This window comes from Paraburkholderia sp. SIMBA_053 (assembly GCF_046534895.1).
GTDB classification, from domain to species: domain Bacteria; phylum Pseudomonadota; class Gammaproteobacteria; order Burkholderiales; family Burkholderiaceae; genus Paraburkholderia; species Paraburkholderia caledonica.
The window spans coordinates 796,903-821,660 of the sequence record NZ_JAWRXU010000002.1; the positions used below are offsets into that span (position 1 = coordinate 796,903).

Sequence of the window (24,758 nt, forward strand, 5' to 3'; positions counted from 1 at the left end):
AACGTTACCTGCGTCACATGCCGCTGAACCCGAAGATCGAGCAGGTGCTCGACATGATCGCGCGCGCAAAGCGTCCGAAGCTCCATGAGATGACCGCGCAAGCGGCGCGCGCGTCGTATGAGAAGAGTGCGCCGATTCTCGAGATTGCGAGCGCGCCGATGTTTGCCGTCGAAGACCTGCGCGTACCGACGCGCGACGGCGCAACGATTCGCGCGCGTCTTTATCAGGCCGTCGAGCCGAGCTGGGCCGAGCCGGCTCCTGCGTTGATCTACTATCACGGCGGCGGCTTCACGGTCGGCAGCGTCGATACGCACGATGCGCTGTGCCGCATGTTTGCGCGCGACGGAAAATGCACGGTGCTGTCGGTCGATTACCGGCTCGCGCCCGAACACAAGTTTCCGACCGCCGTCAACGACGCTTTCGACGCGCTCGTCTGGCTGCATGCGCACGCCGCGGAATTCGGCATCGACGCCGGGCGGCTTGCGGTAGGCGGCGACAGCGCGGGCGGCACGCTCGCCACGGTTTGCGCGGTGCTCGCGCGCGACGCCGGCATCGCGCTTTCACTGCAGTTGCTGATCTATCCCGGCACGACCGGCTATCAGGAGACCGATTCGCACTCGCGACTTGCCGACGGCTTCCTGCTGTCGGGCGAGACGATCCAATGGTTTTTCGATCAGTACGTACGCGAGGCGAGCGATCGCGACGACTGGCGTTTTGCGCCGCTCGACGGCACACGCGGCGCACCCGAGTTCGGCGGACTCGCGCCCGCCTGGATCGCGACTGCCGAATACGATCCGTTGAGTGACGAAGGCGATGCCTACGCGAAGAAGCTGCGCGACCATGGCAACGAAGTCACGCTCAGGCGCTATCCGGGCATGATCCACGAGTTCTTCAAGATGGGCGGCTTCGTGCCCGATGTTGCGCATGCGCACGCGGAGGCCGCGGCGGCATTGCGCAGGGCATTCGGCGAGTAATGATTACGCGAGATTACGCGATTTGCGGCTCGACGTTGAATGCGAAGCTGCGCTCGAAGTCACCCGGGCGCACGATCCGGTGTGAGCCGTTGTCGTCGCTTCGCTCGGCCACCGCAACGCTGATCATCTCCGCGTTCGCAACTACCCGTAACGCCGTCGTGCCGCGCGTGCCGTACTCCGGCGTTTCGATGAATGCCGCCGACAGCGCCCGCTCGCGTTCGAGCGGAATGCCGGTGGCAGGCAGCTCATCGTCGGGGGCGACGCGCGGGTCGCGCATCAGGTCGATCAGGCGCTCGAGCGGCGGCATCGAGTTGCGCGTGAGGAGCGCGCTCAATTCGGCCCGCTTTCTGACGAGCTTCGGCCACGGGGTGTCGAGCACCGCGTTCGAGATGCCGTGTGTGCCGGGCGTAAGCAGCGCGGGGGCAGCGTTGGAGCGATTGCAATACCAGGCGAGTTCGCGACGCGTCCAGTCGCCGACCAGCAGGTTGAAGCCGTTGTACATGTCGCCGGTCTTCGCCACGCGTTGCAGATAGGCCAGCGGCGTTTCGTGCAGGCCGCCGTTCTCACCGCCGTTCTCCATGCCGTTCCCACCGGCGCTGCCCGAAGCCAGCCAGTCGCTGACGAGCGTTCCGCGGGTCGGCGCATCGGCGCGCATCTCGTGCGGCGCGCGGTAGTTGGTCAGCGCAGCAAAACGGCCGTCGCGCGACATGCCGAGCCACGTTCCGCCGCCGAGCAAGTCGCGGCCGGCCAGCACGCCAGGCGCGTCGCTCCACCAGGCGATCGGCTCGGCTGTGCGCCGGAAGAACTCGTCGCGATTCGCGGCAAGCGTGAAGATCGGGCCGTCGACCGCATCGGGTCGCCAGTCGAAGACAATCAGGCACATCGGGGGCGTCTCCCAATTGGGGACTTCTGGAATGGCATGGCAGGCAGAAGTTCAGACGAGGGCGCAGCGAGAAAGCGGCGCGTTTTCGTCGAACAGCGCCGCGTCGCATCTTCAAGCGCGGTTAAACCTCGGTGGGCAGGCCGTACGGAAGCGCGAGGAACTGCAGCGCCGGGCCTTGCGCCTCGCCTAGATGCACCGAGCCGCTTTCGAGCGCCGCCAGCTTGATCTCGACCAGCAGATCGACGCCGCCGTCGTGCGCCGATGCCGCGTTCACCACCATGCCGCACGGCTGGCCTGGATCGTCGGAGTGAAAGAGTTCGGCGCCGGCCTTCGCGATTTCGAGGTCGCTCGCCACGTTGGCGAGCGACGTGCGCCGCTTGATCGTGCCGCGATACTGGCTGCGCGCCACCACTTCCTGACCGGGATAACAGCCCTTGCGGAAATTGACCGCGCCGAGCACGTCGAAATTGACCATTTGAGGCACGAATTGCTCGACCACAGGCTGCGTGATGCGCGGCTCGCCTGCGCGAATGTCGAGCCAGTCCCAGACTGCGGGCGAAACCTGCTTCAACTTCTCGCGAAGCGGCGGCAAGTGCGCTTCGACTTGCGCCTTCGGGCCGATCCACAGATAGCGCAAACGCTCGAACGCATCGGGCACGCGAATCAGTGAGCCGGCCGCGCCGTCCACCTTCACATGAACGCCGTCGGGCAGCGCGTCGAACACGCCGGACAGCGCCTTGCGGACATCGCCCGCGAGGCCGATCACGGCAAGTTCGTTGCTTGCATCCACGAGCTTCGCCTTGGCGCGCAAAACGAACATGGACAGCCGCTTTTGCACCGCCGCCTGCACGTCTTTCGAGACGAGCAGACGGATCGTGTCGCCGCTACGCCACGTCAGAAACGACGCCAGCAACCGTCCCTTCGCCGAGCAATAACCCGCGAGACGCGCGTTCGCGGCGTCCAGGTGCTGCGTGTCGTTGGTCAACTGCCCGTGCAGGAAGCTCGCGGCGTCGTCGCCGGTGGCGTCGATCACGCCGAACTGCGTGAGCGCCATGTACGCGCCATGTTCGAGCACTGCGGCGAACTCATCGGCGGACGGACGCGGCAGCACCGGCAGCGCCGTGGTGGAATGCCCCGAGGGCGCGCCGCCGGCGGTGCCAGCAACAGCGCCGGGAGCAGCGCCTGAAGCAGTAGCTGAAGGTGTGCCTGAAGGTGTGCCTGAAGCGGTAGCGAGCGGTGTGTTCATGGATTCCTGGAACAGTCAATTCTGACTTTAGCTAAGGCAAACAAGTATTATATGCAGTCCAACCCAGTCACGTTTTCATGTCCCTCTTCAAGAAATGTTTCGTCGCCGGCTCGATTATCGTCGTGCTGGCCGCAGCCGCGATTGCTGGCGGATACCACTGGGCCAATAGCCCGCTTGAGCTGAACCCCGCGCAACTCGACGTCACCGTCAAACCGCACAGCAGTCTGCGCAGCGTCACGCTGCAGCTGAACCGCTGCGGCGTGCCCGTCGAGCCTGAACTGTTCATCGTCATGACGCGGCTGCTCGGTCTTCAGAGCGAACTCAAGTCGGGCAACTATGAGTTCAAGACCGGCATCACGCCATACGAAGTGCTGCAAAAGATCGCTCGCGGCGACGTCAACGAATACGTTGCGACCGTCATCGAAGGGTGGACGTTCAGGCGCATGCGCCAGGAACTGGACGCCAATCCGGCGCTCAAGCACGACAGCGCCGGAATGAACGACGCGCAGCTGATGAGCGCGATCGGCGCGCCGGAGGCGTCGATCGGCAACGGCGAAGGGCTGTTTTTCCCGGACACCTACCTGTTCGACAAGAACACGAGCGATCTCGACGTGTACCGCCGCGCCTACCGGCTGATGCGCGCGCGCCTCGACGAAGCGTGGGTCGCGCGCTCGCCGGATCTGCCGTACAAGACACCGTATGATGCGCTGATCATGGCGTCCATCATCGAGAAGGAAACCGGCAAGAAATCCGACCGGGCAATGGTCGCCGCCGTCTTCGCGAACCGTCTGCGCGTGGGCATGCCGTTGCAAACCGATCCGACCGTGATTTACGGTATGGGCGAGAGCTATAACGGCCACATCCGCAAAAAGGACCTGCAGACTGACACTCCCTACAATACCTATACGCGGATGGGCCTGCCGCCGACACCTATCTCGCTGCCGGGCGTGGCCTCGCTGCAGGCGGCGATGAACCCTGCGCAAACCAGCGCGTTGTACTTCGTCTCGCGCGGCGACGGCAGCAGCATCTTTTCCGACACCCTCGGCGATCACAACAAGGCCGTGGACAAATACATTCGAGGGCAATAATGGCGCGCGGCAAATTCATTACGTTCGAGGGCATAGATGGCGCCGGCAAAACGACGCATCTGGCCTGGTTCCGCGAGCGGCTGGAACAGAAGGTGGCGGCCAGCGGCCGCGCAGTCGTCATGACCCGCGAGCCGGGCGGCACGCCGCTTGGCGAGCAGATCCGCGAGATCGTGCTGCATCAGAAGATGGACCTTGAAACCGAGGCGCTGCTGATGTTCGCGCTGCGCCGCCAGCATCTGGCCGAAGTGATCGAACCGGCGCTCGCGCGTGGCGACTGGGTGCTCTCCGACCGCTTCACCGACGCCACCTTTGCCTATCAGGGCGGCGGCCGCGGGTTGCCGCGCGACAAGCTCGAAACGCTGGAGCGCTGGGTTCAAGGCGGCTTCCAGCCCGATCTCACGGTGCTGTTCGACCTCGCGCCCGAAATCGCGAACGAGAGGCGCAGCGCGGCGCGCGATCCGGATCGTTTCGAGAGCGAATCGACCGCATTCTTCGACCGCACCCGAGCCGAATATCTGCGGCGCGCGGAAGAAGCGCCTTATCGATTCGCTATCATTGACTCTTCGCAAAGCATTGCGCGGATCCAGAAACAGCTTGATGAACTTCTGGCAAGTCTTTGATCCTAAAAGAATATAAGCAATTTTTATTATTAACGAAGACCTCATGCAATACATCACAATTCGCGTCCAACTGACTGATTAGAAAGAGAAAAGATGATTTATCCGTGGCAAGCCGATGACTGGAACCGCCTGCAGCAATTGCGCGACCACTGGCCGCACGCCTTGCTGCTGCACGGACAGGCGGGCATCGGCAAGCTGCGCTTCGCGCAGCATCTCGCGCAAGGTCTGCTGTGCGAGGACCAGCGGGACAACGGCGAACCGTGCGGCGCATGCGTCGCGTGCAACTGGTTCACGCAAGGCAACCATCCCGATTACCGTATCGTCGTGCCCGAGGCGCTGGCCGCCGAAGCCGGCATCGGCAACGGCGCGGACGAGAAAGCCGAAAAAGCCGATGGTGACGAAGGCAAGAAAACGCGCGCACCGAGCAAGGAAATCAAGATCGAGCAGATTCGCGGCTTGCTCGACTTCGTCGGCGTGGGTTCGCACCGCGGCGGCGCCCGCGTGGTCGTGCTGGCTCCGGCGGAGGCGCTCAACATCGCGGCGGCCAATGCGCTGCTGAAAACACTCGAAGAGCCGCCTGCGGGGGTCGTCTTCCTGATGGTGTCCGCGCGGATCGACCGGCTTTTGCCCACCATCATCAGCCGTTGCCGCCAATGGCCGATGAGTCTGCCCGCGCCCCAGGCCGCGACCCAGTGGCTCGCCGCGCAAGGCGTGGCGGAGGCGCCGGCGCTGCTCGCCGAAGCGGGCGGCGCGCCGCTGACAGCACTCGCGCTCGCTAGCGACGAAAACCGCACGTTGCGCGACTGGACGCTCAAGCAACTGGCCGCCGGCCCGGAGTGCGACGCCTTCGCATGCGGCGAGGCGCTGCAAAAGCTGCCTGTGCCGCTCGTGCTCGGCTGGCTGCAGCGCTGGATGTACGATCTGCTCGCGCAGCGCACTGCGGGCGCGCCGCGCTATTTTCCGCAGGCGTCGGCGGCGTTGACGCGCTGTGCGTCGCAAGCCGACGCGAGCGCGTTCTCCCGCTTCATGCGCGCCGTAACGCGCCAGCGCGCGGTCGAAAATCATCCGCTGAACGCGCGGCTCGTGTTTGAGGAACTGTTTCTCGGTTACCGCGAGCTTTTTGCATGACGCGAGTCGGCGTTCCCCACGCGCGGCGAGCGTCGTTTCCACCCGATAGCGCTTTACCCGTTAGCCGGTTCTTCAATTCAATCTGAAAGCACCATGAACCTGTCTTACCGCGATGCCACGCTCGACGATCTGCCTGCCATCGTCGCCATTTACAACTCGACGGTGGCCTCGCGTCAGGTGACCGCCGATCTCGAACCGGTCAGCGTAGAAAGCCGCGTTGCATGGTTTCACGCGCATGGGCCGCAGAAACGCCCGCTATGGGTTGTAGAAGACGCCGAACAGCCGCACCGTGTGATCGCCTGGCTGAGCTTTTCGGATTTTTATGGCCGTCCCGCCTATCAGCGTACCGCCGAAGTCAGCATCTACCTCGACGAGCGCGCGCGCGGCAAGGGCCTCGGCAAGCAGTTGCTGGCAGCCTCGCTGGCGGCGGCGCCGGCGCTCGGCATCGACACCGTGCTGGGATTCATCTTCGGTCACAATGAGGCGAGCCTGCGTCTGTTCCGCGGCTTCGGTTTCGACACATGGGGCTCGCTGCCGCGCGTGGCCGTGCTGGACGGCGTGGAGCGCGATCTGGTGATCCTCGGCAAGCGCCTCGACGCGCAAGGCGCGGCAGCCTGACGGAGTTGGGCCACGCTTTGGGCCACGCTTAGGGCCATTCCTCGGGCCATTCATTTGCAGGACATGATCATGTTTGTCGATTCGCACTGTCACATCAATTTCGAAGGACTCGCCGACCGCCTGCCGCAGGTGCTCGAGAATATGCGAAGCCACTCGGTCACGCACGCACTGTGCGTGTCGGTGGACCTGGAAACGCTGCCGTCCGTGCTGGATATCGCGAGCCGGCATGAGAACGTGTACGCGTCGGTGGGCGTGCATCCGGATCACGAGGACATGCGCGAGCCGAGCGTCGCGGAACTGGTGGAGCTGGCCGGGCATCCGAAAGTGATCGCAATTGGCGAGACGGGGCTCGACTACTACCGCCTGGAAGGCCGCTCGATCGCCGATATGGAATGGCAGCGCGAGCGTTTTCGCACGCATATCCGCGCCGCGCATGCCACGGGCAAGCCGCTCATCATCCATACGCGGTCTTCGTCGGAAGACACGTTACGCATCATGGCCGAGGAGCGCGCGAGCGAGCCGGGCGGCGTGATGCATTGCTTCACGGAGCCGTGGGCCGTGGCCGAACAGGCGCTGGCGCAGAACTTCTACATCTCGCTGTCGGGCATCGTCACGTTCAAGAGCGCGACGGATGTGCAGGACGTCGCGCGCCGCGTGCCTCTGGAGCGCCTGCTGATCGAAACGGATTCGCCTTACCTCGCGCCGGTGCCGTATCGCGGCAAGCCTAATGAACCTGCGTACGTCAGCTATGTCGGACGTTTCATCGCGCAGCAGCGCGGCATGACGGACGAGGCGCTCGCGGCCGCAACCACGCAGAATTTCTTCCGTCTATTCAAGCTTTCCGCGCCGATCGGTGCACTGTGAAAGTGGATAAATATCAAGAGGATAGGGGCCAACCCTAAAGTAAAATATGATCAACAGTTCCCGTTTCTCCGACGCACGGCAAGCCGCCCAAACGGCCCGCGCCGCATACACGTCGGCGCGCCGCAGCTTCTCGCGCGCCGCGCTGGCCGCCACGGTGGCGTGCGCCGCGCTGAGTTCGCTGATCGCGGCACCGGCCCAGGCCGCGCCGATCGATTCGCTGATCAAATCAGTCAAATTCGACGACGTCGACGGCGTCAAGAAACTGCTCGGCAAGGGCATGGATCCGAACAGCGTCGATAACCAGGGCATGCCGCTCCTGGTGCTGGCCGCGCGCGAGAAGTCCGACAAAGTCGGCGCCGCGCTGCTCGCAAATCCCAAAACCAACGTCGAGATCGAAGACAAAGCCGGTGAAAACGCCATGATGATGGCCGCGCTGAACGGCGACATCGACTTCGTCAAACAGTTGATCGCGAAGGACGCCGAAGTGAACAAGAAGGGCTGGGCGCCGCTGCACTACGCGGCGGCAAACGGCCACGACGACATCGTGAAGCTGCTGCTCGACCATTCCGCCTACGTGGACGCAGGGTCCCCGAACGGCACCACGCCGCTCATGATGGCGGCGCGCGGCGGCCATGTGTCGACGGTGAAACTGCTGCTCGACAACGGCGCGGACCTGACGGTCAAGAACCAGATCGGACTCACCGCACTGGATTTCGCGAAGACCTATAAGGAGCCGGACGTGGTCGAAGGTCTGACCGCGCGTTTGCAGCAGATGCAGCAAAAATAGAGCGCGCGGCGCGCCGGCATGCGCCGGTGCGCACCGCCCATTGCCTGGAGATCGCGGCTGCCGGCCTGCTGCCGCATCGCAAAACAGTGCAGAATGACGACTTTGTTGCGGCGCGTTCGCGCGCCGTCCGGATGCGGCAACAGACCGCCTGATAAACGACCCTGGAAAGGAACACCATGCTGCGGGCTTTGATTTTCGCCAGCGCGTTTGCCGTACCGTTATCGGCAGCCGCGTTTACGGGGGGCGACCTCAACAAACTGTGCACGAAGACCGACGTCGCGTCGCGCAGTGCGTGCGCCGCATACATCGAAGGCGCCGCCGACGGCATCTTCAACACCATCGACGCGATTGGCGGCACGACGGGACCGCGTGTCGGGCAATATTTCTGCTTGCCTCAGGACGCGCGCTCGGCGCAGTTGACAGACGCCGTACGCAAGTACATCGCGGAAAATCCGATTGTCGCGGGCTACAACGCGAGCACGGCAATCTCGCTGGGACTCGGCAAGGCATTTCCTTGCAAAAGCGGAAGTTAGTGTGAGTTCAAAGGACGCGTAGCGTACGACGCACACGTTCTCTCACGAGTCGGACGCCACGCTGCACATGCGCGGCCGGCTCGACAAGCGGAGCGCATTTTTCGATTAGCGCGTCCGCCTCGAAGGCGCTTTACGGTGTTTTTCAGTGCTTTTCACGAGCGCGTCCGGCGGGTTCGTCCCGCGGCGCGTGTCACATTGTGCCGTCGCCGCGTTTCATGGCCGCCGGCCTGTCCCCATCCAATCGAAAAGGAGGTTGTCCTTCATGCCTTTTCTAGACGAACTCAACCACCTTGACCGTATCGCCGAAGCGCCGCTGCATACGTGGCTGGGCGCGTTCATGATCTCGGTGGTCGTCGTGCTGATCGGCATCGGCATGCACCGCGTGGGCGCACGTATCGTGACCCGAATCGCGCGGCCTTATCCGCTCACCAGTGTCGTGCTTCGCTATATCGACAAGCCTTCGCTGTTCGCGCTCACCATTCTCGCGCTGGAAGCCGTATGGTGGGAGGCGCCCGACACGCTCACGTTCATATCGCCGTTGCGCGACGCCGCCGCGATCGCGCTGATCGGCGCGTTGACCTGGCTGTCGGTGCGCTCGGCGGCGGCCATCGGCGAGGCAATCATTCAGGCCCATCCGCTCGATACCGCCGACAATCTGCAAGCGCGGCGCATCCACACGCAGGCGAGAGTGCTGGCCCGCTCCGTGATGCTCGTGATCGTGATCGTCGGCGTGGGCGGCGCCTTGATGACGTTCCCGAATGTCCGGCAGATCGGCGCGAGCCTTCTTGCATCGGCGGGCGTGGCAGGTCTGGTTGCCGGTATTGCCGCGCGGCCGGTGCTCGGCAATCTGATCGCCGGCTTGCAGATTGCGCTGTCACAACCCATCCGGCTCGACGACGTCGTCGTCATTCAGGGCGAATGGGGGCGCATCGAGGAAATTACCGGCACATACGTGTCGGTGCGCCTGTGGGACCAGCGGCGGCTCATCGTGCCGCTGCAATGGTTCATCGAAAATCCGTTTTCGAACTGGACACGCAGCAGTTCGCAAATCATCGGCACGGTGTTTCTCTACGTCGATTACCGGATGCCGCTCGCGCCGCTGCGCGAGGAGCTTGCGCGCATTGTCGCGGCGGCGCCTGAGTGGGACGGGCGCGTCCAGGTTCTGCAAGTCACCGAGGGCACCGAACGCTCGATGCAATTGCGTGCGCTCGTCAGTTCGCTCGATTCGGGCCTCAACTGGGACTTGCGCTGCCGCGTGCGCGAGGGGCTCCTCGACTTCATCCAGAAGCACTATCCGCAGTATCTGCCGCGCGCGCGTGCGGAAGTGTCGGCGGAACTCGAAAACGGCAAGGGCGAGCCGCTCGACTGGGTGCCGCGCGGCGCTCGCACGCCTGCCGGCAGCACGGCGGCGCATACTGAGGCGGACCCGGTGGCGAGCCGGCCCGCTCAGGCGACCGGCGCCGCAACGCCGTCGCACAAGGTCAAAGAGATGGCCTAGGGGCCACCGCTGTCCGCGTGAGGCTTCTTCGCGCGGACCAACGCCCACGGCGATGCAACCGATCGATCGCTAAAGGGTCGAACCGTCCACTTACACATAAACTCGGCGCGGCATGGCGTGCACCATGCGAAAGTTTGTCGAGGCGCTCGCTGCGTGACGAGCGCCGGCTGCACCCTGGCAGATGCCGCGCGCAACAAGGAGGACTAGCAACATGGGCCGACTGATCGTCGTGTCGAATCGCGTCGCAACGCCGACGGAAACCAAAGGATCGGCTGGCGGCCTCGCCGTCGGCGTGTTCGGCGCGCTGAAGGACGCCGGAGGCGTGTGGTTCGGCTGGAGCGGCGACGTGGTCAGCGAGACCGTCGCCAACGCCGGGCCGACGCTCGAACAGGACGGCGCGGTCACCTTCGCAACGGTGGGTCTTACGCGCAAGGACTACGACCAGTACTACCGCGGCTTCTCGAATGCGACGCTGTGGCCGGTGTTCCACTACCGCAACGATCTCGCGCGCTACGAGCGCGAGGAGTATGCCGGTTACCGGCGCGTCAACGCGTGGCTCGCGCACAAGCTGATCAAGCTGCTCGAGCCAGACGACGTGATCTGGATTCACGACTATCACCTGATTCCGTTCGCCGAAGCGCTGCGCAGCGAAGGCATCACGAACCGCATTGGCTTCTTCCTGCACATTCCGTTTCCCGCGCCGCAGATTCTGCTCAACATTCCGCCGCACGAGGAGCTGGTCAAATCGCTGTCGTGCTACGACTTGCTGGGCTTCCAGACGGCGACCGACCAGGAAGCGTTCCACGATTACGTCACTCGCCACGCGCGCGGCTCGGTGTCGAGCGACGGTCTCGTCGAAGCGTTCGGCCGCAAACTGCGTACGGGCGTCTACCGCATCGGCGTGTTTCCAGACGAGATTGCCGAGCAGGCAAAGCGCTACGAGAGCCGTCAACACGTGCTCGATCTGAAGCAGAGTCTCGAAGGCCGCAAGCTGATCATGAGCGTCGACCGGCTCGATTATTCGAAGGGGCTCGTCGAGCGCTTTCGCGCATTCGAGCATCTGCTGGAGCGTTCGCCCGAATGGCGCGGTAACGTCACGCTCGTGCAGATTGCGCCGCCCACGCGTTCGGACGTCGCTACGTACCAGAAGATCCGTCAGGATCTGGAGTACGAAGCAGGGCGCATCAACGGGCGCTATTCTGGTCTCGACTACACGCCGATCCGCTATCTGAACCAGCAATACGACCGCTGGAAACTCATGTCGCTGTTCCGCGAGTCGCAGATCGGTTTCGTCACGCCGTTGCACGACGGCATGAATCTCGTCGCGAAGGAATATGTCGCCGCGCAGAACCCCGACGATCCGGGCGTACTCGTGCTGTCCATTTTCGCGGGCGCCGCGGCCGAACTGACAGGCGCGCTGCTCGTGAATCCGCACGATGCCATAGGCATGTGCGAGGCGTTGCAGCGCGCGCTGCAAATGCCGCTCGACGCGCGTCAGCGGCGTCACGAGATCAACATGGCGGCGCTGCGCAAGAACGATCTTGGCGTGTGGCGCGACAGTTTCCTGCGCGACCTGCGCAGCGTGCCGCTGCAGAAGCCCGCCATGGGCGGCGGGCATAAGTAGTGAGCGGTCCGAAACGGCATGTCGTGCGCGCATGCGGGCGCGGCACGCCAGGGCGCTTGGCGCCTGCAGCCTGCAGGGGGTCTTATGCACGGATGGCCGCGTGCTGAGCGCGCTCGCCATCGCCGGTTACCGGTCGCTGCGCGAGTTGATCGTGCCGCTTGGGCGGCTCAACGTCATCACAGGTGCCAACGGCAGCGGTAAGTCGAGCGTCTATCGTTCGCTGCGCCTGCTTGCCGAAACGGCGCGCGGCGGCGTGATCACGTCGCTCGCGCGCGAAGGCGGTTTGCCGTCCACCTTATGGGCCGGCCCGGAGCGTTTTTCCCGGGGCATGCTGAGCGGCGAATTCGAGGTTCAAGGCACGACCCGCAACGCACCGGTCAGTCTGCGTCTCGGCTTCGCGGGCGACACGTTCAGCTATGCGATCGACCTCGGCTTGCCGCAGCCGGGTATCAGCAGGTTCGTGCTCGATCCCGTCATCAAGCGCGAGTGCATCTGGAGCGGGCCGGTGCTTCGGCCCTCGGCGTTGCTGGTGGATCGACAAGGAGCGGCGCTGCGCACGCGCGATGAAAACGGCGACTGGCAAACGGTCCCGCAACCCGTCGCGAGCTTTGACAGCATGATGACGGAGTTCGCCGACCCACGATGCGCGCCGGAGATGATCGCGGTGCGCGAACAGATCCGCTCGTGGCGCTTCTATGACCATTTCCGCACGGATGTCGACGCGCCCGCGCGCATGCCGCAAATCGGCACGCACACGCCGGTGCTCTCCGACGACGGCGCGGATCTCGCCGCGGCTTTGCAGACCATTCGCGAGATCGGCGACCCCGCTGCACTCGACGCCGCCATCGACGATGCGTTTCCCGGCTCACGGCTCGACGTCGCCACACAGGACGGCCGCTTCGAAGTGCTGATGCAGCAGCATGGTTTGCTGCGTCCGCTAAAAGGTGCGGAACTGTCTGACGGGACCCTGCGTTATCTATTGCTGGTCGCCGCCCTGTTGACGCCGCGTCCGCCCGCGCTACTGGTATTGAACGAGCCCGAAACGAGTTTGCATCCGGACCTGTTGCCGGCGCTTGCACGGCTGATCACGCGGGTGGCCGCGCACTCACAGGTGCTTGTCGTGTCGCACGCGGCGCGGCTTATCGCGTCACTCGAACGCGAAGACGCGAGCGAGTCGATCGTGCTGGAGAAGCATTTCGGTGCAACGCGTCTCGCCGACGCCGAAGAGCGCGACATACCGGCGTGGAAATGGCCGTCGCGCTGACACCGACGCGTGCGTGCGGCTCCAATATTTCGATGGTCCTTGCGATGTAAGCTGAATGTAACAGCGCCCAAAAAATGCAATACCGGGCGCTTTTTAGCGCCTGCCAGGGAATAATGCTTCGATGCCTGTGGCGCGCGCGCCGGCCTCAGCGCCATTAATCGAAAGACGGAAGACCTGCCTGCCACCCCGGCGCCTATCGACGCCGGATAAACCTGGCCGGGCCGGGCCGGGCAGCGCCAGGCCGTGCCAGGCTGTGCACAAGCCAGCGCCGCAAGCCGTCAGTTCACGGAGACAACTATGAAGATTGCGCAGATCGCCCCCTTGACCGAATCGGTGCCGCCGAAGCTGTACGGCGGCACGGAGCGCGTCGTGTCGTACATCACCGAGGCGCTCGTGGAGCTCGGCCATGACGTGACGCTGTTCGCAAGTGGCGACTCGGTGACGAGCGCGAAGCTGGAGGCCGTGTGGCCGCGCGCGCTGCGCCTCGATCCCGGCATCCGCGATCGCGTGGCGCCGCACATGCTGCTAATGGAACTGGTGCGCCGCCAGGCCGAAGAGTTCGATGTCCTGCATTTTCACCTCGACTATTACTCGTTCTCGGTGTTCAAGCGGCAGGAGACGCCGTTTGTGACGACCATGCACGGCCGGCTCGATCTGCCCGAACAACAGCCGGTGTTCGATACGTTCAACACTGCACCGGTCATTTCGATTTCCAATGCGCAGCGCCATCCGCTGCCGCAAGCGCGCTGGCTGACCACGGTGTATCACGGCTTGCCGGAGAAGCTATATACGCCGCAGCCGGTCGAGCAGAAGTACCTCGCGTTCCTCGGCCGTATCTCGCCCGAAAAGCGCGTCGACACGGCGATTCGCATTGCGGGGCGCTGTGGCATGCAGATCCGCATCGCGGCAAAAGTCGACACCGCGGATCGCGAATATTTCGAGCGCGATATCCGGCCGCTACTGGACTTGCCGCACGTCGAGTTCATCGGTGAGATCGCAGATCATCAGAAGGCCGAATTCCTGTCCGGCGCACATGCACTGCTGTTTCCGATCGATTGGCCGGAGCCGTTCGGCCTCGTCATGATCGAGGCCATGGCTTGCGGTACGCCGGTCGTCGCGTTCAATCGCGGCTCGGTGCCGGAGGTGCTCGAAGACGGCTTGACCGGCTTTATCGTGGAAGATGAGATCGGCGCGGTGGCGGCGGTCAACCGGCTGCACAAGATGCCGCGTGCCGGCGTGCGTCAACGCTTCGAGGAGCGCTTCACGTCGCACCGGATGGCGCAGCAATATGTGGACGCGTATCAGTCGGTGATTCGCGCGCAAAAGCGCTCGCGCTTCAAGGTTGTGGATAGCTCGGGGCGTTGATTTCCGCGAGCGGTTCATGCGGGCGGTTCTGGAGGTCTGGCCACCGGATTGACATGTGCACTTGCTCGTTGCCAAAGCTCATGCCGACTGCTCCGCGCACCGTTTCCAGAACCTTAAGTTGAACGGATAAAAGTTGGACAGGCCGGCCTCCGCGAACGGAGCCGGCCTGTCGTCAAGTTTCCGCGCACTGCGACACATCGCGCGGCTCACACTGTGCAATCCCCGTGTCCATCCCGGACACCGTTGCGGGAATCAGGCGGACAGCACGCGCAACCCGCATACGTCCGGGCGGTTATCGCGATGCGACGACGTGATGCGAGGCCGCTGGTCCGCCGTCATATTCCTTAGATCTTCAGGCGCGAAACCTTCGTGCCCTGCAGCGACAGATCGCCCATCAAGCCAGTGTTGGTCAGCACGAATACTTGCACCGGCGCCGTTGCAGTGGTGGTGTCGATTACGCCGTTGGCGCCCATCTTGATGAGCGCGACCGAAGCGTCGCCGCCCACCGACCAGCCGTCGGCATTGCGGAATTTGTCGAGCGCGTCCTGCGTCATGAACAGGAAGATGATGGCCTTCGACTGTGCGCCGGCCTGCAAGCCGAACGAGCCGGAAACCGTGCTGTAGTAGCCCACCGTGCTGCCGCCCACGCGCAGCGAGCCTTCGCCGTACTGCCCGCCGACGATGAAGCCAGCCTGTAGCACCGACGGGAACACGAGCACGCCGCGCGCCTTCGAGACGAGTTCGTGTGAACCCTTCACGGTCGTGTACAGGCGCGACAAGGTGCCGTCGACGCTGGCGTCGATCGACTGACGTTTGGACGCGTCGGTGGACGGTGTGTCGTGGCCGCCGGTGTTGGTGGTACAACCGGCAAGTGCAAGGCCTCCGAAAGCGAGCGCAGCGGTAGTCTTCAACATGAAGTGTCGTCTTTGCATCGTTTTTCTCCGTATGGTTCCTTGGCGCAGCCGCGGAAGTTACGCGGCTGTCTTCTGAGTTATATCACACGGCAAGCTAAAAGGCGCCCTCGCACGCGTAGGCGAAAAGCCTTATGTGACGGGGCTTTGCGGGAGATTGCAAGAGACACGCTGTAAATCTGACCGGCTCGTGCGACGAGGCTCGCCACGCGCAGAAAGCGTGATCGAACGGGGTCACGGCGTCGCGGATTCGCTCGTGGGTTGACGACCGGCGGCCGCATAGAACCCTAAGCAGATGCCCATTTTTACCGATTCGGATGCGCTGCAATTTGCGCCGTCATCGAACGAAAAGTGTTGTCCCGGCGCCGCACACTCGCGGCTTCGGCGCACGCTATCCGCCGTGGTTCGCCTGGCTCTTGACCGTGGGCGGCCGCCTGAGTGCGCGCCGCACCCCGCCGATCAGCACACCCACGGCAAGCAGCGTGAGCGCAGGCACGATCCAGTAACCGACGAATGCATGCCAGAGGTAAGCCATCAAGGTAGAGCGGCGCACGCTGTATTCGTTGCGGGCGTCCTGCTGGCGCGGCGCGTTGGCGGCCAGCACGTCGGCCGGGCAACCGGCGGCTTGCGCCTCGTCGGGCTTGCCGTGGCAGCGGGCGGGGGCGCCGGCGGCGCGCTGTGCGTCGGTGAAATTCCAGGTGGTCAGCGCGCGATCGAGATCGACGGCGTTATAGGCCATCTCCTCGCGAATTTCGCTGACTGCAACGATCGCCACGGGCACGGCCCAAAACACGATGACGACCAGCCACCGCCTCAACCAGCGGTTTTTATGCTTCGATACCATCCTTGCCTCCAATCGATGCTTTTCGGCATCAACGACAAGATGGCGGCCCGTATGGATATTGTGTGGGGTGGGCCGTCTCCGCAGCCATCATAGAAGAAAAACGGCGCGTTCGGGCGGCGGCACGGAGAAGGGCGGGGAAAGCGGGTGACGGAAAAACGCAGACAGCATAATGCGACGATCGAGCGCCGCGAGGTACGCGGCGCACGCGGCGCTTTCCGGCGATGTCCGGACTCAGTTGGCCGGCGCGGAAGACAGGCAGCTCTTCATGAACGCTTTGCGTTCGTCGCCCTTCTTGCCGGTGGCTTGCACGTTGCACGCCTTCATCTTGTCCTGCTGGCTCATCGGTGCGGCGGCCGGCTTCGCGGAAAGGCAGGTTTTCATGAACGCCTTGCGCTCGTCGCCTTTCTTGTCGGCGGCCTGCTTGTTACAGTCCGCCATCTTGGTTTGCTGGCTGTTCTCTGCAAACGCGGGCGAAGCGAGGACGGCGCCGAGTACCAATGCAGCGATTGTGGATTGGAATTTCATGTGACACTCCCATCGGTGTAGAAACGTTTTTGGTCTTCATGCACGCGGGCGTCTACGCATCCGGCCCTCGGCAGGTCCATTATGGCAAATGCTGTCTGCATCAACGGCCAAAACCGCGTTTGCGTTGACAGGCGCACCCGCGTGTTTTCCCTGATGTAGCGGCGCTTGCGGCATTCGCGGCATTCAAAAGGCCCAATTGCGGACAGGCCATTATGTTATGCATTGCAGATTAATTGACGAATGCAGCCGGGCCGTAAATCGCCATGTTGCCGCTGCGAGTGGCGGAATAAAAAAATTCGCGCTGAATTGTTCTTTTTGCTGCGCCCGCACACGAATAGCAATTGGTAAGGAAATCCGGACCGAAATTCCGAAATCTATCTGCCGCGGCGGTGTGCATGGGGCGCCGATGCTGTCGCGTCAGACAAACCAGAGGAGCATGCCATGCACTATCTGCTGACCTATGACCTTGTGCCCGACTATCTCGAACAGCGCGGCGCGCACCGCGAGCGGCATCTGAAACTTGCTTGGGCTGCTGCGGAGCGCGGCGAACTGCTGCTTGCCGGCGCATTGAACGACCCCGTGGACACCGCCGTGCTGCTTTTCACCGGCGAGTCGCCCGCAGCCGCCGAGGCCTTTGCCAAGGCGGATCCGTACGTGCAAGCGGGCCTTGTGAAACGCTGGCGCGTGCGCGAGTGGACGACCGTGGTCGGCGAGGGCGCAGCCACTCCAGTCCGCTAATTGAACGCGCCGACGAACCCGCGGGCGAGGTGCCTCGCCCGCGCTGTTGCCACGAGGCGCGAAGGCCTTTCTTGCCACATCGATGTCATCAAGCGTCGGCACCTTGAGCTCGATGCGCCCGCAACCAACTGACGCAGCCAGCCACGTCAAAATTTCGAAAAATCTGGAGTGCCGTCGTGACTGCGAAATCGCATAAGTTTATTCGCGGCTTTTTCGAATTCTCAGGCTCGCTACAGAAAAACCGGTGCTATCGCAGCAAGCATTTCCGTTACGACTTGACGTGAAAAGACGGAATGCGCAAGAGAAGTTTGTTTCTATCCGTAACACTTGTCGCAACGATATTCACGCAAACCCTGGTGGTGGTATGCTTCGTGCACAATTCTCCCATGCACGAGTGAGACCACGTTCTGTGCTTCGCAATAGGGACAAACCGCACTAACACAGGGCGGTATTGATCACCAGACAGAACGTACAAAACATATTTGTGCAACCGAGGGCTACACACGGATCGTGAAAGTTGAATCCGTGGTCAGCCCAAAGCCGCGGCCCGGCCAGGCTGCGTGGAGAAAATCCATGTTTTTCGATGAGCTAAGCAATGACGAATGGGCGCTGCTCTCAGCGCTTGTCTCAGATGAGCCGGCCGTCCGTCTGAACCGACGCGGGCGGCCTCGTGCCGATCCACGTGTCGTGGCGAATGCAGTGTTGTGGATCCTCACCACCGGTGAGCCGTGGTCGAAGCTGCCGGGACGGTATCCGTCGGGTCCTACTTGCCGGCGCCGTTTTGAAGAATGGCAGTTGAACGGCACGCTGCTCGAGATGGTTCGGCTCCTGTCCAGGACCGGACGCACGTTCGCGTACGTGCCTCAACCTGCGCCGCTGGTTGCCGCAAAGCCTGCGGGCAAGCCGGCCGCGCAGGTCGCGGAAACCTCGAGATCGCGCGACGACGCTCCGCGCGGTGTGACGTGGAAGAGCCCCGAGTCCTGGCAGGCGCCCGGCACGAGCGGCAACGGCGCGAATGCGCTGCACGCGGCGCTTCCGTCTCACGCGCGCGACTGGCGTTGCGCCGATCCGTTTGCGGACATCACACGTCAGCTGGCGGGTATTGACAATGTCGCGCCAACCGAACAGTCCGCACCGCATACGCCGTACGCACCGCCGGCAGTAACACGCGCACCGGCCTTTCCGACGCCTTCGGTCGCCTATGCGCCGCGCCCTGCGCTGCGCGTGGACCTCGGCGCGATAGGCGAAGCCGGTGCAGTCGGCGCCGCCATGCAGGGTCTGGATTCGGCAATCGCGTCGGCGCGAAAAATGCCCGCAGCGGCGTTGCAGCGCAGCCCGCTGCCGGCAAGTCTCGCACCGCGGGGCCGGCAAGTTGCCGAGCGGCATGGCTATCTGATCTACGTTGCCGCCGAGCGTGTGCCTAACGATATGTATCGCGCATGGGCGGAGATCATGATGGACGGCAGGCGCGTCGAGCGTTCCGGTCTCGTCGGTCCGCGTTTCGCCAACCCCCAGGCCGCCGAGCAGTATGCGTTCGAGTGGGCGGCGCAGTGGGTCGATCGCGAGTGCCGCACGCTGGCCGCAGCGCAAGCCGCGCCCCAGGCCCGCGCGCCGCAACAGCATGCAACGCCAATGCAAACGCACAAGCCAGGTTATGCGCCGAATGGACCGGCCACTCATGCGCCGTATGCCGGGACGCCGGCGCGTCCGTTGCCCGGGCTGCGTCATGTGCCGGAGCCGGTCGCCGCGCATCATGGCGCGCCGTTGCATGGTCCTCTGAATGCATTTCGCGGACCGCTGCGGCGTTATGCGAGCGAACCGTCCGCCGTGACCGCGTCAGGCACGGCGAACATCGCAAGTGCGGTGAATGCCGCCGATACGGCAGCACATGTGGTCAACGAACGCGAAGCAGCAGAGCGTTATCCGTCATACACAGAACTCATCTCCCACGCGGGATGAGCACGCAGTACCCCGCGGCTGTCGGAGCAACCGCCGCAGGTTTCCGCTTCATTCGCTGTGATTCAAGGCAGTGCCTGCAAGTGACTTCGCGTACGTGATTCAGTACTTTACTGGCGTCCGTATGTGTCGTCGAAGCGCACGATATCGTCTTCGCCGAGATACGAACCGGATTGCACCTCGATCATTTCGAGCGGCATCTTGCCGGGATTCTCAAGACGGTGCGTGACACCTAGCGGGATATAAGCCGATTCGTTTTCGGAGACGATAAAGCGCTCTTCACCTCGCGTGACGAGCGCGGTGCCGCGCACGACAATCCAATGTTCGGCGCGGTGATGATGCATTTGCAGCGAGAGGCGAGCGCCCGGCTTCACGACGATACGCTTGACCTGGAAGCGCTCGCCGGAGTCGACGGAATCGTAGTTGCCCCACGGGCGATGCACCTTGCGATGGTTGGCCGCTTCCAGGCCGCCCTCGCTGCGAATACGCGCCACGATCTTCTTGACGTCCTGCACACGCGATTTATCCGCGACGAGAATGGCGTCGGCCGTTTCGACTACGACCAGATCCTGCGTGCCCACGCAGGCAATCAGGCGTCCTTCCGAATGGGCAAACGTGGAAGATGAGCCTTCGAACATCACGCGCCCGCGGCCGACATTCTGCTCGGCGTCTTTCTCGGAGATCTCCCAGATCGCGTCCCATGAGCCCACGTCCGACCAGCCCGCATTCAAAGGCATGACAACGCCCGCGGCTGCGGTCTGATCGTTGCCGAGTTGCTCCATCACTGCATAGTCGATCGAGTTGGACGGCGACGCGCTGAACGCATCGCGCTGCAGCCGGAAGAAATCGCCATCTGATTTGCCGCCCGCATAAGCCGCGTCGCATGCTTCGTAAATGGCGGGCTGAAAGTGGCGGATCGCCTTCAGCCAGGTCGACGCTCGCATGATGAAAATGCCGCTGTTCCACCAGTATTCACGCGATTCGACGTAGCGCTGCGCAAGTTCGAGATGCGGCTTTTCGACAAAGCGGTCGAGCTTGTGCGCCGCGATCGGAGCGTTTGCGTCGGCGGCATCCCGCGCGGCATCTTGAGCGGCATTGTCTGCCCTCGTTTCATCAGGATTGCCAGGCGTAGCGACAGGCGCGCCTATGCGGATATAGCCATAGCCCGTTTCCGCGCGGGTCGGCACGATGCCCATCGTGACGATGTTGCCCGCAGCCGCGTGCTGCACACCGGCGGCGACCGCTGCATGAAATCCGTCGAGGTCGGTGACCGCATGATCCGCGGGCATCACGACCATGATGCCGTCCTCGTCCTGCGCGGCGATTGAAAGCGCGGCCACGGTCAATGCAGGTGCCGTATCGCGGCCCACGGGTTCGAGTATCAGCCTGCTTGGTTTGCCGCTCGTGCGCAGTTGCTCGGCGGTCGTGAAGCGCTGTTCCTCGTTGGCCACCACGACGAGTTGGCCGGTCAGCGGATAACCGGCCTCGAGGCCGTCGAGACGGCGCGTGGTGGATTGCAGCAGCGAATCATCGCCGAGCAGGCCGATCAACTGTTTCGGGTGCTGTTCGCGCGACATCGGCCACAACCTCGTGCCGGAGCCGCCCGCCAGAATCACGGGATGGACCTTCAGTTTGACGTGCGTGGACGTCGCTTGCGTGGACCGGGTGTCGGCGGACGTGGCCGTAACCGGAGCTGTCATGATGGACTCCTCGGGGGCTGGGTGAATGCATCGAGTTTTATCACGAAGGACGAAATCAATAAAAGCGCGTTAAATGAAAACTATATAAACGAGGCTATAAATTCGACGTCTCGTGAACAAAGAATGTCACCGCCGCGGTTCCAAAAATAAAAATTAAGCGCAAAAAACTGACGACGTATTTTTTTAACGCTGATGGATGAGCAGGACCATCTATCGTGCCGGCAGGGGCACGAAGAAAAACTCCCGCTGAAGAACGCCTGAAAAGGCGCATGGGCGCCTCAAAACACCGTGATAACGCATCTTTTCCGGTAAAAAGTGCCGAATAAATTGCACCAAAAATGCAGGGAATTTCGACCGATACATTTTGAGATTTTTGCAGCCTTGCGAAGCGAATTTTAATAACGCTTTATCTATACCTACAGAAGGACATTCACTCATTCCGAGACACGTTTTTCGCTGCGGCCGCGTATCCGGTTTAGCTATGCGGGAAACGGAATTGCAATTGGCACCGCTTCAACTGGTTTCGCGTCGGGCAATTTTCCGCCAACGCGATGACCGGCGTTGGGCGTGCTCTTGCCGAAATGACCAGACCGCGTATTTCGAACCCTTTCGAACCCACCAGCCGACTAACCGACGGGATGGCACTTGACTGACGAACTGAGGGGCAGCACATGCTGAGCGTTCTATCGAGAATCATCGACATCGCGATGGTTGCGCTCGGCGCCGCGATCGCGGCGGCCGTGCACAACGGGAAAGTGGTGTGGCTGGACGATATGCAAAGCGTGTCGCTCGCTTTCGATGTCCTGCTCGTCGTGGTGTTCTTTCCGGCGCTCGGCATCTATCAGTCATGGCGCGGCAAGCCGCTGTACGACCTGCTGTGCCGCGTCGCGGGCGGCTGGGCGATGGTGGAAGTCACCGGCGTGCTCATCAGTTTCACGCTGCATCGCGCGGACAGTCTGTCGCGGCTGTGGCTCGTGTATTGGGCGGTCGCCACCATCGTGCTGCTGATCGTCACGAAGGTAATCGTCTATTCGATTCTGCGCGGACTGCGCCGCGAAGGTTTCAACCAGCGCGCGGTGGCGATCGTGGGCGGCGCGCCGTATGGGCGCTTCCTGATCCAGCAGATGCGCAGCCGTCCGGACGCGGGCTTTAGCCCCGTCGTCGTGTTCGACGAAGACGTCACCGTGAACCCGTACGAAGACCCGGATACGTCCGACGCGATCGAAGGCGTGCCCGTCGAGCGGGACTATCAGCGCATGATCGAGCTCGTCCGGCAGCGCGCGATTCGCGAGTTGTGGCTCGCACTGCCGATCTCGAAGGAGAAGGAGATCCATCGCTTCGTGATGGATCTGCGCAACGACTTCGTGAATATCCGCTTCATTCCCGATGTGCGCAGCCTGACTCTATTCAATCAGCCGATGGTCGAGTTGCTCGGCGTGCCGGCGATCAACCTGGCGGCGTCGCCGATCACCGATTTGCGCGTGCTGCCCAAGCGCGTCTTCGACCGGCTCTTTGCGCTCGCCGCCTTGACCGCGCTCGCTCCGGTGATGCTCGTGATCGCGGCGATGGTCAAGCTCAGTTCGCCGGGCCCCGTGTTCTTCCGCCAGAAGCGTAAGGGCATCGACGGACACGAGTTCGAGATTTACAAATTCCGTTCGATGAAAGTGCACAAGGAAGAGGCCGGCAGGATCACTCAGGCGACGCGACGCGATCCGCGTATCACCGCGGTGGGTGCGTTCCTGCGCCGCACGAGCCTCGACGAACTGCCGCAGTTCATTAACGTGCTGCGCGGCGAGATGTCGGTGGTCGGGCCGCGTCCGCACGCGCTCGAACACGACGACATCTACAAGGATCTGGTGAAGGGTTACATGCACCGCTACCGGATCAAGCCGGGCATCACCGGCTGGGCACAGATCAACGGCTATCGCGGCGAAACCGACCGCATCGAAAAGATGATGGGCCGCGTCAAGCTCGATCTCTACTACATGCAGCACTGGACCTTCTGGCTCGACATCAAGATCGTCGTGCTGACGCTGTGGAAGGGCTTTGTCGGCAACAACGCATATTGAACCAACTCCAATTTCCTGCGAGGTAATACATGAACCTGACGATCATCGGTAGTGGCTACGTAGGCCTCGTAACGGGCGCATGTCTGGCCGACATCGGCCACGACGTCTTCTGTCTCGACGTCGATCAGCGCAAGATCGACGTGCTCAACAACGGCGGCGTGCCGATCCATGAACCGGGTCTGCAGGAGATCATCGCGCGTAATCGCAAGGCGGGCCGCCTCACGTTCTCGACCGATGTCGAAGCGGCGGTCGCGCACGGCGACATCCAGTTCATCGCGGTCGGCACGCCGTCCGACGAAGACGGCTCCGCCGATCTGCAATACGTACTCGCCGCCGCGCGCAATATCGGCCGCCATATGACCGGCTTCAAGGTGATCGTCGACAAGTCGACGGTGCCGGTCGGCACGGCGTCGCGCGTGCGCGAAGCGATCGCGCAAGAGCTCGAGACGCGTGGACTGAGCCACATGTTCTCGGTCGTATCGAACCCCGAGTTTCTGAAGGAAGGCGCGGCGGTCGAAGACTTCACGCGGCCCGACCGCATCGTGCTGGGTTGCGATGAGGACGTGCCCGGCGAGAAGGCGCGCGAACTGATGAAGCGCCTCTATGCGCCGTTCAACCGTAACCGCGAACGCACGCTCTACATGGACGTGCGCTCGGCGGAATTCACCAAATACGCGGCGAATGCAATGCTCGCCACGCGGATCTCGTACATGAACGAACTCGCGAATCTGGCCGATCGTGTGGGCGCCGATATCGAGGCCGTGCGTCGCGGCATCGGCTCCGACCCGCGCATCGGTTACGACTTCCTGTATGCCGGCTGCGGCTACGGCGGCTCCTGCTTTCCGAAAGACGTGCAGGCGTTGATCCGCACGGCCGCCGACCACGACGCCAACCTGCGCATTCTCGAAGCGGTGGAAGCCGTCAACGATACGCAGAAGAAGGTGCTTGCGCAGAAGATCGTCGCGCGCCTCGGCGAGGACCTGTCGGACCGCACGTTCGCCGTGTGGGGTCTCGCGTTCAAGCCCAATACCGACGACATGCGCGAAGCGCCCAGCCGTCCGCTGATCGCCGAGCTGCTGCGCCGCGGCGCGCGCGTGAAAGCGTATGACCCGGTCGCAATCGACGAATCGAAGCGCGTATTCGCGCTCGATCTGAAGGACGTGCCGCAGCAGCACGCACGCCTTCATTTCGCCAACGAAGAGATGGAAGCTGCCGACGGCGCCGACGCGCTCGTGATTCTCACCGAGTGGAAGGTCTTCAAGAGCCCGGACTTCGACGCGCTGAAAACGATCCTGAAGACGCCGCTCATTTTCGACGGCCGCAACCTGTATGAACCGGACACGCTACTCGAACTCGGCATCGAGTATCACGCAATTGGCCGTCAGCATGCGTTGCGCAATGCGCCTGCGAGAGTCGGCGCAAACGGCCTGCCGCTCACGCCGGCGGACGCGCTCGCGGCAGCGGAGGCGGGCCACTAGGCCGGCTTGCATCCCGCTCGCTGCTGCATCGCCGCGCATCTTCAC

22 protein-coding genes are annotated in these 24,758 nt (G+C 63.1%); 16 read left to right on the forward strand and 6 right to left on the reverse strand.

Annotated features, from left to right (window positions below):
* Nucleotides 1–17 precede the first annotated feature (17 nt).
* On the forward strand, nt 18–974 hold the full coding sequence (locus SB753_RS10105) for an alpha/beta hydrolase (RefSeq protein ID WP_410800090.1): 957 nt from the start codon (nt 18–20) through the stop codon (nt 972–974).
* Nucleotides 975–987: 13 nt separating this feature from the next.
* On the opposite strand, the gene SB753_RS10110 is transcribed toward SB753_RS10105, so the two are convergent.
* Together SB753_RS10110 and SB753_RS10115 are read right to left on the reverse strand one after the other, a co-directional pair.
* Nucleotides 988–1,857 (reverse strand): NRDE family protein, encoded by an 870-nt coding sequence (locus SB753_RS10110; RefSeq protein WP_410800091.1) that lies wholly within the window; start codon nt 1,855–1,857, stop codon nt 988–990.
* 121 nt (nt 1,858–1,978) lie between these two features.
* Nucleotides 1,979–3,103: a YgfZ/GcvT domain-containing protein gene (locus SB753_RS10115; RefSeq protein ID WP_410800092.1), complete on the reverse strand. Its 1,125-nt coding sequence runs from the start codon at nt 3,101–3,103 to the stop codon at nt 1,979–1,981.
* Between the two features lie 77 nt (nt 3,104–3,180).
* Between SB753_RS10115 and mltG the strand changes: the two genes are divergently transcribed.
* The 11 genes from mltG (at nt 3,181) to SB753_RS10170 (ending at nt 14,492) form a co-directional block, all read left to right on the forward strand.
* On the forward strand, nt 3,181–4,191 hold the full coding sequence (mltG, locus tag SB753_RS10120; RefSeq protein WP_410800093.1) for an endolytic transglycosylase MltG: 1,011 nt from the start codon (nt 3,181–3,183) through the stop codon (nt 4,189–4,191).
* Nucleotides 4,191–4,811 (forward strand): dTMP kinase, encoded by a 621-nt coding sequence (tmk, locus tag SB753_RS10125; protein WP_088174516.1) that lies wholly within the window; start codon nt 4,191–4,193, stop codon nt 4,809–4,811. Before mltG ends, tmk begins: the two co-directional genes overlap by 1 nt.
* 93 nt (nt 4,812–4,904) lie before the next feature.
* Nucleotides 4,905–5,939, forward strand: coding sequence for a DNA polymerase III subunit delta' (locus SB753_RS10130; RefSeq protein ID WP_410800094.1), 1,035 nt, complete (start codon nt 4,905–4,907; stop codon nt 5,937–5,939).
* Between the two features lie 93 nt (nt 5,940–6,032).
* On the forward strand, nt 6,033–6,557 hold the full coding sequence (locus SB753_RS10135; protein ID WP_204520761.1) for a GNAT family N-acetyltransferase: 525 nt from the start codon (nt 6,033–6,035) through the stop codon (nt 6,555–6,557).
* A 69-nt stretch (nt 6,558–6,626) separates the two neighbouring features.
* Nucleotides 6,627–7,421, forward strand: coding sequence for a TatD family hydrolase (locus SB753_RS10140; protein ID WP_020065938.1), 795 nt, complete (start codon nt 6,627–6,629; stop codon nt 7,419–7,421).
* A gap of 46 nt (nt 7,422–7,467) precedes the next feature.
* Complete coding sequence (locus SB753_RS10145) at nt 7,468–8,208, forward strand: ankyrin repeat domain-containing protein (RefSeq protein WP_410800095.1); 741 nt, start codon at nt 7,468–7,470, stop codon at nt 8,206–8,208.
* Between the two features lie 176 nt (nt 8,209–8,384).
* Nucleotides 8,385–8,741, forward strand: a complete 357-nt coding sequence (locus tag SB753_RS10150) for a Rap1a/Tai family immunity protein (protein WP_006048979.1) — start codon at nt 8,385–8,387, stop codon at nt 8,739–8,741.
* 262 nt (nt 8,742–9,003) lie between these two features.
* On the forward strand, nt 9,004–10,239 hold the full coding sequence (locus tag SB753_RS10155) for a mechanosensitive ion channel family protein (RefSeq protein WP_088174512.1): 1,236 nt from the start codon (nt 9,004–9,006) through the stop codon (nt 10,237–10,239).
* Between the two features lie 211 nt (nt 10,240–10,450).
* Nucleotides 10,451–11,863: an alpha,alpha-trehalose-phosphate synthase (UDP-forming) gene (gene otsA, locus SB753_RS10160; protein WP_020065942.1), complete on the forward strand. Its 1,413-nt coding sequence runs from the start codon at nt 10,451–10,453 to the stop codon at nt 11,861–11,863.
* Between the two features lie 100 nt (nt 11,864–11,963).
* A complete protein-coding gene (locus SB753_RS10165) occupies nt 11,964–13,127 on the forward strand; it encodes an AAA family ATPase (protein WP_408163811.1) in 1,164 nt (387 codons plus the stop codon).
* 297 nt (nt 13,128–13,424) lie between these two features.
* A complete protein-coding gene (locus SB753_RS10170; protein ID WP_020065944.1) occupies nt 13,425–14,492 on the forward strand; it encodes a glycosyltransferase family 4 protein in 1,068 nt (355 codons plus the stop codon).
* Nucleotides 14,493–14,836: 344 nt separating this feature from the next.
* On the opposite strand, the gene SB753_RS10175 is transcribed toward SB753_RS10170, so the two are convergent.
* The 3 genes from SB753_RS10175 to SB753_RS10185 form a co-directional block, all read right to left on the reverse strand.
* Complete coding sequence (locus SB753_RS10175) at nt 14,837–15,424, reverse strand: YSC84-related protein (protein ID WP_204520765.1); 588 nt, start codon at nt 15,422–15,424, stop codon at nt 14,837–14,839.
* A 370-nt stretch (nt 15,425–15,794) separates the two neighbouring features.
* Entirely contained in the window at nt 15,795–16,247 is a 453-nt protein-coding gene (locus SB753_RS10180; RefSeq protein WP_410800096.1) for a hypothetical protein, read from the reverse strand.
* 231 nt (nt 16,248–16,478) lie between these two features.
* Nucleotides 16,479–16,772, reverse strand: coding sequence for a PsiF family protein (locus tag SB753_RS10185; protein WP_020065947.1), 294 nt, complete (start codon nt 16,770–16,772; stop codon nt 16,479–16,481).
* Between the two features lie 441 nt (nt 16,773–17,213).
* On the opposite strand from SB753_RS10185, the gene SB753_RS10190 reads away from it, so the two are divergent.
* Together SB753_RS10190 and SB753_RS10195 are read left to right on the forward strand one after the other, a co-directional pair.
* Nucleotides 17,214–17,510 (forward strand): YciI-like protein, encoded by a 297-nt coding sequence (locus tag SB753_RS10190; protein ID WP_020065949.1) that lies wholly within the window; start codon nt 17,214–17,216, stop codon nt 17,508–17,510.
* Nucleotides 17,511–18,083: 573 nt separating this feature from the next.
* On the forward strand, nt 18,084–19,469 hold the full coding sequence (locus SB753_RS10195) for a transposase (protein ID WP_392393165.1): 1,386 nt from the start codon (nt 18,084–18,086) through the stop codon (nt 19,467–19,469).
* A gap of 107 nt (nt 19,470–19,576) precedes the next feature.
* Here the strand turns inward: SB753_RS10195 and SB753_RS10200 are convergent, their stop codons facing one another.
* Nucleotides 19,577–21,166 carry a mannose-1-phosphate guanylyltransferase/mannose-6-phosphate isomerase gene (locus SB753_RS10200; protein ID WP_410800097.1) on the reverse strand — a complete coding sequence of 530 codons (1,590 nt, stop codon included), beginning with the start codon at nt 21,164–21,166 and terminating at the stop codon, nt 19,577–19,579.
* Between the two features lie 671 nt (nt 21,167–21,837).
* On the opposite strand from SB753_RS10200, the gene SB753_RS10205 reads away from it, so the two are divergent.
* Both SB753_RS10205 and SB753_RS10210 read left to right on the forward strand, forming a co-directional pair.
* Nucleotides 21,838–23,235 carry an undecaprenyl-phosphate glucose phosphotransferase gene (locus SB753_RS10205; protein WP_410800098.1) on the forward strand — a complete coding sequence of 466 codons (1,398 nt, stop codon included), beginning with the start codon at nt 21,838–21,840 and terminating at the stop codon, nt 23,233–23,235.
* Nucleotides 23,236–23,264: 29 nt separating this feature from the next.
* Nucleotides 23,265–24,713, forward strand: coding sequence for a UDP-glucose dehydrogenase family protein (locus SB753_RS10210; protein WP_410800099.1), 1,449 nt, complete (start codon nt 23,265–23,267; stop codon nt 24,711–24,713).
* Nucleotides 24,714–24,758 lie beyond the last annotated feature (45 nt).

Bases quoted from the DNA above. Each gene is read 5' to 3' on its own strand.
- SB753_RS10105 (WP_410800090.1), top strand. From the start codon at position 18: ATGCCGCTGAACCCGAAGATCGAGCAGGTGCTCGACATGATCGCGCGC.
- SB753_RS10110 (WP_410800091.1), bottom strand. From the start codon at position 1,857: ATGTGCCTGATTGTCTTCGACTGGCGACCCGATGCGGTCGACGGCCCG.
- SB753_RS10115 (WP_410800092.1), bottom strand. From the start codon at position 3,103: ATGAACACACCGCTCGCTACCGCTTCAGGCACACCTTCAGGCACACCT.
- mltG (WP_410800093.1), top strand. From the start codon at position 3,181: ATGTCCCTCTTCAAGAAATGTTTCGTCGCCGGCTCGATTATCGTCGTG.
- tmk (WP_088174516.1), top strand. From the start codon at position 4,191: ATGGCGCGCGGCAAATTCATTACGTTCGAGGGCATAGATGGCGCCGGC.
- SB753_RS10130 (WP_410800094.1), top strand. From the start codon at position 4,905: ATGATTTATCCGTGGCAAGCCGATGACTGGAACCGCCTGCAGCAATTG.
- SB753_RS10135 (WP_204520761.1), top strand. From the start codon at position 6,033: ATGAACCTGTCTTACCGCGATGCCACGCTCGACGATCTGCCTGCCATC.
- SB753_RS10140 (WP_020065938.1), top strand. From the start codon at position 6,627: ATGTTTGTCGATTCGCACTGTCACATCAATTTCGAAGGACTCGCCGAC.
- SB753_RS10145 (WP_410800095.1), top strand. From the start codon at position 7,468: ATGATCAACAGTTCCCGTTTCTCCGACGCACGGCAAGCCGCCCAAACG.
- SB753_RS10150 (WP_006048979.1), top strand. From the start codon at position 8,385: ATGCTGCGGGCTTTGATTTTCGCCAGCGCGTTTGCCGTACCGTTATCG.
- SB753_RS10155 (WP_088174512.1), top strand. From the start codon at position 9,004: ATGCCTTTTCTAGACGAACTCAACCACCTTGACCGTATCGCCGAAGCG.
- otsA (WP_020065942.1), top strand. From the start codon at position 10,451: ATGGGCCGACTGATCGTCGTGTCGAATCGCGTCGCAACGCCGACGGAA.
- SB753_RS10170 (WP_020065944.1), top strand. From the start codon at position 13,425: ATGAAGATTGCGCAGATCGCCCCCTTGACCGAATCGGTGCCGCCGAAG.
- SB753_RS10175 (WP_204520765.1), bottom strand. From the start codon at position 15,424: ATGCAAAGACGACACTTCATGTTGAAGACTACCGCTGCGCTCGCTTTC.
- SB753_RS10180 (WP_410800096.1), bottom strand. From the start codon at position 16,247: ATGGTATCGAAGCATAAAAACCGCTGGTTGAGGCGGTGGCTGGTCGTC.
- SB753_RS10185 (WP_020065947.1), bottom strand. From the start codon at position 16,772: ATGAAATTCCAATCCACAATCGCTGCATTGGTACTCGGCGCCGTCCTC.
- SB753_RS10190 (WP_020065949.1), top strand. From the start codon at position 17,214: ATGCACTATCTGCTGACCTATGACCTTGTGCCCGACTATCTCGAACAG.
- SB753_RS10195 (WP_392393165.1), top strand. From the start codon at position 18,084: ATGTTTTTCGATGAGCTAAGCAATGACGAATGGGCGCTGCTCTCAGCG.
- SB753_RS10200 (WP_410800097.1), bottom strand. From the start codon at position 21,166: ATGACAGCTCCGGTTACGGCCACGTCCGCCGACACCCGGTCCACGCAA.
- SB753_RS10205 (WP_410800098.1), top strand. From the start codon at position 21,838: ATGCTGAGCGTTCTATCGAGAATCATCGACATCGCGATGGTTGCGCTC.
- SB753_RS10210 (WP_410800099.1), top strand. From the start codon at position 23,265: ATGAACCTGACGATCATCGGTAGTGGCTACGTAGGCCTCGTAACGGGC.